Origin of the sequence: Streptomyces sp. NPDC007095, assembly GCF_040634475.1 — a bacterium.
In the GTDB taxonomy this organism is placed as follows: domain Bacteria; phylum Actinomycetota; class Actinomycetes; order Streptomycetales; family Streptomycetaceae; genus Streptomyces.
The window spans coordinates 1-11,701 of sequence record NZ_JBEYFS010000300.1; the positions used below are offsets into that span (position 1 = coordinate 1).

The window sequence follows — 11,701 nt, forward strand, 5'->3', positions numbered from 1 at the left end:
AGGACAGACATGGAATACGGGCTCCTTACGCGGTGGCCCGCGCACGCGGGGAGGCGATGCGCGGGTACGCCCAGGTTCTGTCCGTCCCCGACTGCCTTCGACCCTTCCTTGCGCCTTCTTCGCGTCGAAGCCCCGGACCTTGACGGGACCTTGACGGCCAAGTGCCCCGCACGGCTCCTGCTCGGCTGCGCGCAGTGCCCCCGCGGGTACCTACCGCCCGGCCGTGTCCAGGGCCGCGCCCGTCTGGTCGGCGAGGGTGACCGCCACCAGGCGGGCCTGGAGCGGCGGTACGGGGCCCGGGCCCGGGGTGAGCATGAAGCGTCCCAGGTAGTGGCCGTTGCCGTAGGTGCGCAGTTCGATCTCGCCGTCCGGCCAGCCGCAGGCGTCGACGTCCCGGCGCCGGTGGCCGACCGAGACGTTTCCGTCCTGCTCCAGCCGGGGCGGCTGCCCCAGCAGGGTGCCGTACTCGTAGCGGCAGCCGCGCAGGCCGAGCAGCTCGGTGAGCTGGCCGCGGACGTGGTCGACGACGGTGTCGGAGGACTTGGCGGACTGGGCGAGCTCGGCGGTCTCGTGCACGCGGGCGAGATAGTCCGCGTCCGTCACCGTGATGACCTCCAGGCGGCGGGCCCGGGCCGCGAGCTGGGACACGATCACGCCGACGACGAGCAGCAGCACCGCCGTCTCGATGTCGGCCGAGGTATGGATGTCGAACGTCTCGTACGGGCGGGTGAGGAAGAAGTCGAACCAGGCCGCCGCGGACAGCGCCGCGAGCGCCCCCGCCGTACGGCTGCCGAGGGCGGCGACCGCGACCACCACCACGACCAGGATCAGCGCAGCGTTCGTACGCGACAGATCCGTACGGAAGGGTACGAGGACGAGCGCCACCAGGAAGGGGCCCACCAGGCCCGCCACCAGGGCGAGCCGGTCCCGGAGCGAATAGCCGGTCATCACACCGTCACCTCCTGCGGTTGCCACGGCGACCTCGGGCCCGAGCCCTCGTACGCCGCTTCCATGAGTCGTACGCCCCCTGCTCACACGCCGCCTCCTGCGCTCTGCGTATCACTGGGAAGATCCACCCGCTCGGCGAAGGGCAGCGACAGCACCATCGTCAGACCGCCCCCGGGAGTGTCCTCCGGGGTGAGGGTGCCGTCCATCGCCTCGGTCAGCCCCCGGGACAGGGCCAGGCCAAGGCCGAGGCCGGTGGTGTTGTCGGTGTCGCCGAGACGCTGGAAGGGCTCGAAGAGCCGGTCGCGGACGGGGGTGCCTCCCTGCTCGGGCGGAGCCGAGAGCTTGGAGGACGGCGGCAGGCCGGGGCCGCGGTCGACGACACGGACTTCGACGCGCCCCGCGTGGGTGCTCGCGGTCAGCAGCACCTTGCGGTCCGCCGGGCTGTGGCGGGCCGCGTTGCCGACGAGGTTGGCGATCACGCGTTCCAGGAGCGGCGGATCGGCCAGCACGGCCGGGATCTCCTCCAGGTCCCCGACCGCCACCTCGGGGGTGTCCGCGAGCGCCGCCGGAAGGACCTCCTCCAGTGTGGTGGCCCGCAGGTTCAGCGTGAGCGCGCCCGCCTGAAGGCGGCTGAGGTCGAGGAGGTTCTCGACCAGGCGGTTGAGCTTGGCCATGGACTCGTCCGCGGTCGCGAGGAGTTCGTCCCGGTCCTCGTCGGAGAAGTCGACGTCCCGGCTGCGCAGCGAGGAGACCGCGGCCCAGCCCGCCGCGAGAGGCGTGCGCAGGTCGTGGCCGACCGCCCGCAGCAGCGCCGTACGCATCCGGTCGGCGGCCCTGACCGGTTCGACCTCGGCGGCGGCCTCGGCGAGCCTGGCCCGTTCGACGGCGGATCCCACATGGGCGGCGAAGGCGGCGAGCACGCGCCGCTCGGAGGAGGGCAGGGGGCGCCCGCGCAGGACGAGGAAGGCGCCGGGGCCCGCGGGCACGGCCGTCGCGCCGTCGTCTCCGGGCGGCTCCTCGACGAGTTCCGCCGAGTCCATGCCGAAGGTCTCGCGTGTGCGTTCCACCAGCGCCGGGATCGTGGCGCCGCCCCGCACGATGCTGCCGGCGAGCGAGGACATGGTCTCGGCCTCGGCGGTGGCGCGGGCCGAGCGCCGCGACAGGCGCAGGGAGCGGTCGACGACGCCGGCGACCACGGCGGCGACCGCCGCGAAGACCGCCAGGGCCAGCAGCGCGTTGGGATCGTCGAGCGTGAACTGTCCGACGGGCGGGATGAACCAGTAGTTGAGCAGCAGGGACGCCGTCACCGAGGCGATCACCGCCGAGGCGACGCCGCCTATGCAGGCCACCCCCACCACGGTGAGCAGGAACAGCAGTGCCTCGCTGGTGAGGTTGAGCCGGTCCCGGGCCCAGTCGACATCGAGCAGGAAGGTGAGCGCCACGGGCAGCAGCAGCCCGGTGACCGGGCCCGCGACCCGGCGCGCGGTCGACAGGGTGCGCCGCCGCGAGGGCAGCAGCGTGCCGCGACCGGCGCGCTCGTGCGTGACGATGTGGACGTCGATGTCCGAGGAGAGTTCGACCACCGTCTCGCCCGTGCCGCGGCCGGTGACGAAGCGCTCGACGCGGCCCCGGCGGCTGGTGCCGAGGACGAGTTGGGTGGCGTTCTCGGCACGGGCGAAGTCGACGAGGGCGGTCGGCACGTCGTCGCCGACGACCGAGTGGTAGCTCCCGCCCAGGTCCTCGACCAGCCGCCGCTGCCGGGCGAGTGAGGCGTGCGAGGTGCCCGCGGCGAGACCGTCGCTGCGGGTCACGTGCACGGCGAGCAGGTCACCGCCCGCCGACCGGTCGGCGATCCGGGCGGCCCGCCGGATGAGGGTGTCCCCCTCGGGACCGCCGGTGAGGGCCACGATCACCCGCTCCCTCGTCTCCCACACCCCGCCGATACCGTGCTCGGAGCGGTACGACTGGAGCGCCTCGTCCACCCGGTCGGCCACCCACAGCAGGGCCAGTTGGCGCAGCGCGGTCAGATTGCCGAGCCGGAAGTAGTCGGCCAGGGCCGCGTCGATCTTCTCGGGGGCGTAGATGTTGCCGTGCGCCATCCGGCGTCGCAGTCCTTCCTGCGGGATGTCGACGAACTCGATCTGCTGGGCTCGTCGTACGACCTCGTCGGGCACCGTCTCGTGCTGCGGCATTCGCGTGATCTTCTCGACGACGTCGTTGAGGGACTCCAGGTGCTGGATGTTGAGGGCCGTGATGACGTCGATCCCGGCGGCGAGCAGTTCCTCGATGTCCTGCCGGCGTTTGGCGTTGCGGCCGGCTCCGGGGACGTTGGTGTGGGCGAACTCGTCGACGATCGCGACCTGCGGCCGGCGCTCGAGGACCGCGGTGAGGTCCATCTCCTCGAACTCCCCGCCGCGATGGGCGCAGAGGGCTCGCGGCACGACCTCCAGGCCGTCGAGCATCGCCTCCGTGCCCGGGCGCCCGTGGCACTCCACGAACCCCACGACCACGTCGGCGCCGCGTGCCGCCCGGCGGCGTGCCTCGTCGAGCATGCGGTAGGTCTTGCCGACTCCCGGGGCCGCCCCCAGGTAGACCTTCAGCCGACCGGGCCGTACGTCACCCGCGGCGGTCCGTACCTCACCCCCGCCGATCCGCACATCACTCATCTCGGTCGGTACGTCATTCATCGCAGCCGACGCGCTCCGCTCACTGAAGATCAACTCTCCGACGGGAAGGGTTGCTTCCCCCCACCGAAGCCCTTCCGCGAGTCGTCCGGCACAACCCTTGACGCATCCTTGGCGCCGATCACGTGGTCGTTGACACCACCTTGACGTGCCATGCCCCGACAGGGTGAAGGACGATCCGCCGGAGGTGCGGTTCCGGTTCGGCCATGCCGGTGCCGGGTTCGGTACCGCACCGTGCGTTCAATGAGCCGGTCAGGAAGCGGGCCGGTATCCGACCCCCACGACGACACGCTCCACTCCCCTTCGCTACTGTCGGAGAGCCAGTCCGCAGCGATCACAGACGGAGACTGCCGGCGTGCACGTGAACCGATACGTACGAGCGGGAGGCGCCTACGGGCACCTGCTGCTCGTCGTCGTTCTCGCGCTGGGCGTGTTCGTCATGCACGCCGTGGGACACCCCGGCCAGTCGTCCGGCGACGGCATGAGCCCCGCGTCCCACGTCTCGACGATGCCCACCGCGGCAGCCGCCCACGACCCCATGGGGGCTCCGGCGTCACCGGAGCGGGGCAGCGCCGCGCACTCCACGCACACGGCGTCCAAGGACAAGCCGGCCATGGCGATGGACATGCTCTCGCTGTGCGTGGCGGTGATGTTCGGCGCGTGGGTGCTCACCGCGCTGCTGAGGACGGCCCTCGCCCGCCGTCCGGACTGGCTGGCGAAGCTCCTCGCCGAGGCGCCCGTCATGCTGCGGCCCTATCCCCCACCCCGCGGCCCTGATCTCACCGAGTTGTCGGTCCTGCGGCTGTAGGCCGAACCGCCCTCGCGGACGCGCACCACGCGCGCTCCCGCGACGACGCGTACGCCCACACAGCCAGAACCAACACACGAGGTGAGTTCACGATGACTGCCTTCACGCGCGCCTTCCACGGCAAGCGCCTCCACCGCAAGCCCGTCCGCCGTGCCGCGGCCGTCGGCGTCGTAGCCGCCGGGGCCCTGATGCTCTCCGCCTGCGGCGGCGACAGCGACGGCGCGAGCGGCATGAGCGGCATGGACCACGGCGGCAGCAAGAGCTCGGCGACAGCGACCGCGACGGCGGCCGACAAGGCCGGTGACGCCGACGAGGCGGACGTCACGTTCGCGCAGATGATGATCCCCCACCACGAGCAGGCCGTGGAGATGGCCCAGCTGGCCGTCGGCCGCGCTTCCGACGCGGAGATCAAGGACCTGGCCGCGAAGATCGAGAAGGCTCAGGACCCCGAGATCAAGACCATGACGGGCTGGCTCAGGTCCTGGGGCAAGCCCACCACGGCGGGAGACATGCCCGGGATGGGCATGGGCGGCGACGGCATGATGTCCGACAAGGACATGAAAGAACTCAAGGCCATGCAGGGCAAGGAGTTCGACAAGATGTTCGCCCAGATGATGATCGACCACCACAACGGCGCGATCGCCATGGCGAGGACCGAGCAGAAGAGCGGCCAGAACCCCGACGCCAAGAAGATGGCCGACGCCATCGTCACGGGCCAGTCCGCCGAGGTCAAGCAACTCAAGAGCATCCTCGACCGGCTCTGATCCGCAGTACCCGTTGACCGTTCCGGGCTCCCGCGACCGCCGTGGGGAGCCCGGGCGGTCACTCGGGCGCTTCAGTGCACGTGCGGATTGCCGGTCGTCTGTGGCCTGCCGCGCGGTACGAGGAACAGGGCGACGCCCGCGCTCACGGCGGCCACGACCGCGCTGAGCGTGAACGCGTCCGTGAAACCGTCGATCGCGCCGTGCTCGATGCCCGCGGCGGCGACGGTGGACAGGACGGCCACGCCGATCGAACCGCCCACCTCGTGGAAGGTGTTGAAGACGCCCGAGGCCAGCCCGGCCTCCTCCTGGGCGACCATGGCCAGCGCCGTGGTGGTGGCGGTGACGAAGACCGCCCCGAGGCCGAACGAGGCGACGGCGAGGCCCGGCAGCAGGCCGGCGTACACGCTGCCGTCCTGCGACAGCCGGGTCAGCGGCGCTGTGCCCGCCGCCGCGATCAGCAGGCCTCCCACCGCGGTCGTCCTGCTGCCGGCGCTGCCGACGAGCCGGGATCCGAGGTGGGCGCCGACGGCGGTGGCGACGGCCACGGGCAGGAACACGAGGCCGGTGCGCAGCGGGCTGAAGCCGCGTACGTGCTGCAGGTAGACCGAGCCAAGGAAGAAGAACGCGATCAGCAGCGCGGTGGCGATCAGCAGCAGGAACGCGCCCGCGACCACGGGACGGCGGGTGAGCATGCGGAGGTCCATCAGCGGGGCGCCGCCGACCCGTTCGACCGCGCCGAACGCCCCGTACAGCACGACCGCGGCGAGCAGGGACAGCAGTGTGGCAGCTCCGCTCCAGCCCGTGTCGCCCGCCTTGACCAGGCCGTAGATGAGCGATCCGGTGCCCGCGGTGACCAGCAGCGCGCCGGACAGGTCGAGCCGGGCCGGCCGCGGCGGACGGGCCGGGAGCAGGCCCGGGAGCGCGGCGAGGGCGAGGACGCCGACGGGGACGTTGATGTAGAAGACCCACTGCCAGCCGGGCCCGTCGGTCAGCGCCCCGCCCAGCAGCACACCGATGGCCGATCCGGTGCCGCCGACGGCCGCCCAGACGCCGAGCGCCTTGTTGCGTTCCGCGCCCTGGAAGCCGGTGGTGACGATCGAGAGGGCGGCCGGGGAGAGCAGGGCGGCTCCGATGCCCTGGGATATCCGCCCGCCCAGCAGCATGGGCGCGCCCGTGGCGAGCCCGGTGACCAGGGACGCGGTGGTGAACACCGCGAGCCCGGCGAGGACGGTGCGGTGGGCGCCGAACACGTCGGCGAGGCGCCCGCCGAGCAGCATCAGCCCGCCGAAGCACAAGGTGTACGAGGTCACCACCCAGGTCAGCGCCTGCCTGCCGAGGTCGAGGTCGGCGGCCATGTCGGGCAGGGCGACGTTCACGACGGTGACGTCCAGGATGAGCATGAACTGGGCCAGGCAGAGCAGGACGAGCATCAGCCAGCGGCGCGGGTCGGCCGGGGGTTGCGAAGCGGGCGCGTGGTGCGCGCCGGCGGTGCTGTGCGTCACGACGAATCCTCCAAGCGTGCGATACGGAAGGGGGAAGTGCGGCCGGGCCACGACCATCTCCGTACGGGCCCGGACAAGTGAACTGTACGGCTCAGTACATATGAACTCAACCGTTCAGTTCACATGCCGGTAGACTCGTCGCATGAGCACGAAGGACGTCAAGCGGCCCCCCGCCGGACCGCGCGCCGAGGCAAAGCGACTGGCCATCCTCAAAGCGGCCCGCGAGCTCTTTCTGCGTGAGGGTTTCGACGTGAGTGTCGATCTCATCGCCGCCGAGGCGGGTGTGTCCAAGGTGACGGTCTACAACCACTTCGGCAGCAAGGAAGCCCTGTTCACCGGGGTCGTCAAGGACTCGCTCGACGCCCCGCTCGGCAGCACCCTCGTCAGCGCCATCGCCCGCCTCGCCGACTCGGACGACCTGCGTGCGTCGCTCATCGCCGCCGCCCGCGCCTGGGTGGCCGGAATCCGCACCGACCCGGAGATCCTCGCGCTGCGGAACGTCGTCGCCCGCGAACTGCACCGCTTCCCCGAACTCGGCAAGGGCTGGCACGACGCCGGTCCCGAGCGCCATCACCCCGCCGTCGCGGGAGCACTCCGGCAACTGGTCGCTCAGGGCCGGCTCGACGTGCCCGACATCGAGGTGGCCCTGCTCCAGCTCTACTCGCTGCTGGTCTTCCCGTACCTGGTCTTCAGCGCCTACGGCACCGACATCGACGACGATCTCACCGACCGCCTGATCACGGGTGGCGTCGACATGTTCCTGGGCCACTACGCCCCGTGTCACACCGAGCCGTGACCGAGCCGTAAGGGGAACCGCCTTGCCCGATCCCAGCGCGTACGAGGTCCGCCCCGGCGTCCCGTCGGTGGAGGACTACCGCCGGCTCCGCACCCGCCCCGGCCTCACCGACAAGTCCGCCGAAGGCGCGGCGGTGGGGCTGGCCCACACCTGGTACGGGGTGGTGGCCGTCCACGGTGGCGATCCGATCGGCATGGGCCGGATCATCGGCGACGCAGGATGCTTCTTCCAGATCAGCTCGCGCACTATCGGGGTGATGATGAGGCCCGGCGTGTAGCCGATGGTGATGCGGCTGGGCCGGGCGTACGGCAGGCTCATCGCCTCCGGTGTCAGGCCGCCGCGGGCTGGGGCTCGACCGTGTCCCGCTCGCGGCTCGGGGTCTCGCGTCGGAAGACGTCCTTCAGGTAGAGCACGGCGGCGGCGCCCAGCACCCACAGCGGGAGGATCACCAGGGCGCGGGTCAGACCGTCGTCCTGGAAGCGGGAGAGCCCCTGCATGGCGCGGACGCCGACCCCGACGGGCAGGATCTCGGACAGTGGGCGCAACCAGGCGGGAAGGTAGGCGGCGGGCATGATGCCGCCGCTGCTGCTGTTGCCGAGGATCAGCAGGAGGATCGAGGCGAGACTGACGCCGGCGGAGCCGAACAGGCGCAGCAGCACCATGGTCGTGCCGCCGACCGCGGCACCCATCAATGCGACGACGAGGGCGAGGGTCAGGAAGGGACCGGGCAGGGCGCCGAAGCCGGTGCTGCCGGCGATGACGGCGACCAGGACGCCGCCGGCCACGCCGAACAGGGCCAGGCTGGCCATCCGCCAGCGGTACTGGAGGCGGGGGGCGAGCTGGTAGGTGGTCATGCCGAAGAGGTATCCGGCCAGTACCAGGCCGAAGGCCGCGTAGAAGACGGACAGCCCCCGGGTGTCCCCCGCTGACGCCGGGGCGACGTCCTCGACGGAGAGGCGGTGGTGTTCCGCGCGGGCCACGGAGCCGAACGCGGTGGTCACGGTGGCGGTGACAGCGGCTCCGTTGGCACTGCCGTAGAGCAGATCCCCCTTGCCGAGGTAGGCCGCGTAGACGGACCGGTCCTGCACGGCGTGCCGGGCGGCGGATTCGTCGGGGTAGGTCTCCAGGGTGAAGCCGTCCGGGACGGCGTGTGCGAGGTCCTGGCGCAGCTGGGCCTGGTGGGTGCCGATCTCCGTGGTGCCCACCCGCAGTTCATGGGGGTGCGGTGCGTGGAAGGCGGCGAGGTAGACGCTGACGAACACGGTGCCGATCAGCAGGACGACCGCCACGGGCACCAGGACGGCGCGCGGGGTCCCGGGGCGCGGCGGCGGATGGGCCACGTCCAGGGCGTGCTTGTGGTGCTGTCGGGCGGAGGCGTGCTGGGACATCGGAGGCAGGATCCTCAAAGAATAGGAAGAATGGAAGCCAACTGATAATCTGTTGTACACCACAATCAGTTGCCTTACAAAGGGGGTCCGCCACGTGAAACATCCCGACCGGCGTACCGGATACGTGGCCTGGCAGATCGGCCAGATCATGGCGACGCGGATCGAGCGCACCCTGCGCCCCTTCCACCTGACCCTCGCCCAGAACAGCGCCCTGATCCAGGCCGCCTTCGACCCGGGCGTCACCAGCGCGACCGCCGCACGCAGAGCGGCCATCACGCCCCAGTCCATGGGCACCGCGGTCAACGGACTCGTCGCACGCGGGCTTCTGGAACGCCGTACCGCCCCCGGCGACAGACGCACTCACCGCTTGCACGCCACCGAGGCCGGCCTGCGGCTCGCGGCCGAGGCCGGCGCCGCCGTGGACGCCACCCACGCCGAAGCCCTGGAAGTACTCACACCGGCGGAGCAGGAACAGGCCCACTCACTGCTCCTGAAACTCCTGGAGTCACTGAATCCGGCGGCCATGGACGTCGACAGCGCACCGTGAGGAGCCGCCGGGCCGAGCAGGTCACTCCCCTCCTGTGCGCCGAGCCCGGCCGCACGCGGATGTTCGACGCCCCACCGGTCCCGGGACATCGGCCCGACGGGTGATCCCCCCGGAAAGGCGCAGGCCAATGCGGCCCGACGCCGGTTTCAGGACCGAATACGGCGGCGGTGACCCCCAGCCCCACTGGTCCGCCCACCCCGGCGGATTGCTCACCCCGCCCAGGATCGACGCCAGCCCGCCCACACGCTGGTCGGCTTCGGCACGCAAGACCAACCTCGCAATGATGTTCAACGTGGTCAGCGGGAGGTTCACCAGCGTCGGTAACGGATACTGACCCCAGAGGTCCCCCTCCCCGACCAGGCCGAACACCACGGCCCCCGCCACCGCAAGCAGCAGCGGCTTCGGCGTAGCCTCATTTGTGACTGCGGAGGGGCGCTGCCCACGGGCCTCACCTCCAGCCCATGGGACAATCCTGGCTGAAGCCCTGGCTGGTCTCCCCCGTCCAGCCAGGGCTTCTCACTGCCCGAACGCCCATCGGCCAAGGATGCTCCCTGCCGCCTCATTGACCAGGACACAGGGGAAGCGGGCAGCTCTTTACTGGTAGCAGCCGCCCGGGCACAGGATGGCGACGGTGCCGGAGAGATGATCGGACGAGACCTGGTGACCCTGCGCGTGCACAGGATGATGCACGCCGCTCGTCTCCCAGGGAGCAGGGAGCGCCGACGCGGCCGGGGCCACAGTTCCCACAACCGCAGCTGCCACGATCAGCACGGCCGTCGCCCGCGTACGCACACGCATGAAGTCCTCCTTCGCTCGGCTTCTCCGCATTCTGGGCGGCCGGGAGCGGGAACGGAGCTCGTTCGACGACGGCCGAATCGTGCCGCGGGCGACCGGCCTGCGCCGCCGGACCGTGGAAACCGTCCGATTGGAAAACGACCTCTTTGCGCGAGCCACAGCCGGTGACCGTGAAGCGGGGCGTGTTCATGAGCAACCCCAAAGAGCCGTCGGGACGAGCACACTGAGCCGCAGCGGGCCGCGCTCGCCGAACTCGGCATCGAAATGAGCATGAAGGAGGTCGCCACCTCGGCCGGCGGCGCCGCGCCGGGGAGCGCGATCGAGCAGTTGCTGTTCAAGGAGACTGGCGCGCGGCGTACACGGCCTGGTCAATGAACGCCTGCTCCCGCGTGGCCGGGTACCTTTCCCAGCAGAGTCAAGGACGGCACGGCACTTACGGAAGACCGGTGCGGTGAAGCGGCACAACAGGCGGAGCGGGTTCTACGGGTCGCTGACGGGTGCGGTCGTAGCGGCCATGGCGGCCGGCGGCTGCGGCGCGGGGAGTGGCAGCGCAACCGGCCCGGCCGCCACCTCGCGCCAGTCGGCCCCCAGCACCGCACCGAGCGCCACCACCTGGAAGAAGTGGAGTCTCACGCCGCTGCCCGCGCCCCCAAGACCCCCGGCCGACAGGCCCGTCAAACTCTCCGCTACCGGAACCGTCCCGGTCTTCGCGCACCTACCGACCTCGCAGAAGGTCGTCTTCATCACGGTCGACGACGGAGCGGAGAAAGACCCCAAGTTCATCGAGATGATAAGAGACTTGAAGATTCCGATCACGATGTTCCTCATGAACGACACCATCAAGTCGGACTACGGGTACTTCAAACCACTGCAGGCGATGGGCAACCACATCCAGAACCACACCCTGCACCACCCCGCGATAAACACCATCCCGTTGGCCCGCCAGAAGGAAGAAGTATGCGGCGACCAGAAAATCCTCACCCAGCAGTACGGCACCGCACCACTGCTGTTCCGCCCGCCCTACGGCGCATACAACAACGACACCAAGACCGCGGTGGGAGAATGCGGGCCCCGCGCAATCGTCGGGTGGCAGGAATCCATGCAGATCACCACCTTGCGGTATCAGGAAGCGGACAGGAAGCTGCGCCCCGGCGACATCATCCTCGCCCACTTCCGCGGACCCAAGGAACTCAAGGGCATCACGATGACGGAGATGTTCGGCAATCTGCTCAAGCGCATCCAAAAACAGGGATTCACCGTGGCGCGCCTGGAGGACTACATCCAGCCACCGACTGGGTGAGACCGTGGGACGAACCTCCGGCGCGCCGCGGTCCCGGCGGCGGGCCTGTCAGAGGTGATCGAAACCCTACTAGCAGGGTCGGGGACTGGCGCGGTGGCTGTTGCTCCGTTTCCAGTCCCCGCCGCTTCAAACCGGGCATGCGGTTCTCCCGCACCCGGCTTTCCGACAT

The 11,701-nt window shown here is 70.6% G+C and carries 12 protein-coding genes; 7 read left to right on the forward strand and 5 right to left on the reverse strand.

Going from position 1 to position 11,701, the window contains the following annotated elements; genetic code table 11:
• Window positions 1-210: 210 nt before the first annotated feature.
• Both ABZ656_RS51885 and ABZ656_RS51890 read right to left on the reverse strand, forming a co-directional pair.
• Window positions 211-948: a DUF4118 domain-containing protein gene (locus ABZ656_RS51885; protein WP_101407368.1), complete on the reverse strand. Its 738-nt coding sequence runs from the start codon at window positions 946-948 to the stop codon at window positions 211-213.
• A gap of 83 nt (window positions 949-1,031) precedes the next feature.
• Window positions 1,032-3,614, reverse strand: coding sequence for an ATP-binding protein (locus ABZ656_RS51890; protein WP_101408421.1), 2,583 nt, complete (start codon window positions 3,612-3,614; stop codon window positions 1,032-1,034).
• 373 nt (window positions 3,615-3,987) lie between these two features.
• On the opposite strand from ABZ656_RS51890, the gene ABZ656_RS51895 reads away from it, so the two are divergent.
• Together ABZ656_RS51895 and ABZ656_RS51900 are read left to right on the forward strand one after the other, a co-directional pair.
• Window positions 3,988-4,440 carry a DUF6153 family protein gene (locus ABZ656_RS51895; RefSeq protein ID WP_360278916.1) on the forward strand — a complete coding sequence of 151 codons (453 nt, stop codon included), beginning with the start codon at window positions 3,988-3,990 and terminating at the stop codon, window positions 4,438-4,440.
• A gap of 92 nt (window positions 4,441-4,532) precedes the next feature.
• A complete protein-coding gene (locus ABZ656_RS51900) occupies window positions 4,533-5,204 on the forward strand; it encodes a DUF305 domain-containing protein (protein WP_360278919.1) in 672 nt (223 codons plus the stop codon).
• Window positions 5,205-5,275: 71 nt separating this feature from the next.
• Here the strand turns inward: ABZ656_RS51900 and ABZ656_RS51905 are convergent, their stop codons facing one another.
• Complete coding sequence (locus ABZ656_RS51905; RefSeq protein ID WP_360278922.1) at window positions 5,276-6,706, reverse strand: MFS transporter; 1,431 nt, start codon at window positions 6,704-6,706, stop codon at window positions 5,276-5,278.
• Between the two features lie 142 nt (window positions 6,707-6,848).
• Between ABZ656_RS51905 and ABZ656_RS51910 the strand changes: the two genes are divergently transcribed.
• Both ABZ656_RS51910 and ABZ656_RS51915 read left to right on the forward strand, forming a co-directional pair.
• Entirely contained in the window at window positions 6,849-7,502 is a 654-nt protein-coding gene (locus tag ABZ656_RS51910) for a TetR/AcrR family transcriptional regulator (protein ID WP_360278925.1), read from the forward strand.
• 22 nt (window positions 7,503-7,524) lie between these two features.
• Window positions 7,525-7,779: a hypothetical protein gene (locus tag ABZ656_RS51915; protein WP_101407373.1), complete on the forward strand. Its 255-nt coding sequence runs from the start codon at window positions 7,525-7,527 to the stop codon at window positions 7,777-7,779.
• A gap of 52 nt (window positions 7,780-7,831) precedes the next feature.
• Here ABZ656_RS51915 and ABZ656_RS51920 read toward each other — a convergent pair whose 3' ends face one another.
• Complete coding sequence (locus ABZ656_RS51920; protein ID WP_101407374.1) at window positions 7,832-8,890, reverse strand: ABC transporter permease; 1,059 nt, start codon at window positions 8,888-8,890, stop codon at window positions 7,832-7,834.
• 94 nt (window positions 8,891-8,984) lie between these two features.
• On the opposite strand from ABZ656_RS51920, the gene ABZ656_RS51925 reads away from it, so the two are divergent.
• Together ABZ656_RS51925 and ABZ656_RS51930 are read left to right on the forward strand one after the other, a co-directional pair.
• Window positions 8,985-9,437 carry a MarR family winged helix-turn-helix transcriptional regulator gene (locus ABZ656_RS51925; RefSeq protein ID WP_101407375.1) on the forward strand — a complete coding sequence of 151 codons (453 nt, stop codon included), beginning with the start codon at window positions 8,985-8,987 and terminating at the stop codon, window positions 9,435-9,437.
• A 127-nt stretch (window positions 9,438-9,564) separates the two neighbouring features.
• Window positions 9,565-9,771 carry a hypothetical protein gene (locus tag ABZ656_RS51930; protein WP_101407376.1) on the forward strand — a complete coding sequence of 69 codons (207 nt, stop codon included), beginning with the start codon at window positions 9,565-9,567 and terminating at the stop codon, window positions 9,769-9,771.
• A 260-nt stretch (window positions 9,772-10,031) separates the two neighbouring features.
• On the opposite strand, the gene ABZ656_RS51935 is transcribed toward ABZ656_RS51930, so the two are convergent.
• Window positions 10,032-10,235: a hypothetical protein gene (locus tag ABZ656_RS51935; RefSeq protein WP_360278930.1), complete on the reverse strand. Its 204-nt coding sequence runs from the start codon at window positions 10,233-10,235 to the stop codon at window positions 10,032-10,034.
• Between the two features lie 448 nt (window positions 10,236-10,683).
• On the opposite strand from ABZ656_RS51935, the gene ABZ656_RS51940 reads away from it, so the two are divergent.
• Window positions 10,684-11,532: a polysaccharide deacetylase family protein gene (locus ABZ656_RS51940; RefSeq protein WP_101407378.1), complete on the forward strand. Its 849-nt coding sequence runs from the start codon at window positions 10,684-10,686 to the stop codon at window positions 11,530-11,532.
• Window positions 11,533-11,701: the final 169 nt, after the last annotated feature.

Bases quoted from the DNA above. Each gene is read 5' to 3' on its own strand.
- ABZ656_RS51890 (WP_101408421.1), bottom strand. From the start codon at position 3,614: ATGAGTGATGTGCGGATCGGCGGGGGTGAGGTACGGACCGCCGCGGGT.
- ABZ656_RS51885 (WP_101407368.1), bottom strand. From the start codon at position 948: ATGACCGGCTATTCGCTCCGGGACCGGCTCGCCCTGGTGGCGGGCCTG.
- ABZ656_RS51900 (WP_360278919.1), top strand. From the start codon at position 4,533: ATGACTGCCTTCACGCGCGCCTTCCACGGCAAGCGCCTCCACCGCAAG.
- ABZ656_RS51910 (WP_360278925.1), top strand. From the start codon at position 6,849: ATGAGCACGAAGGACGTCAAGCGGCCCCCCGCCGGACCGCGCGCCGAG.
- ABZ656_RS51930 (WP_101407376.1), top strand. From the start codon at position 9,565: ATGCGGCCCGACGCCGGTTTCAGGACCGAATACGGCGGCGGTGACCCC.
- ABZ656_RS51920 (WP_101407374.1), bottom strand. From the start codon at position 8,890: ATGTCCCAGCACGCCTCCGCCCGACAGCACCACAAGCACGCCCTGGAC.
- ABZ656_RS51935 (WP_360278930.1), bottom strand. From the start codon at position 10,235: ATGCGTGTGCGTACGCGGGCGACGGCCGTGCTGATCGTGGCAGCTGCG.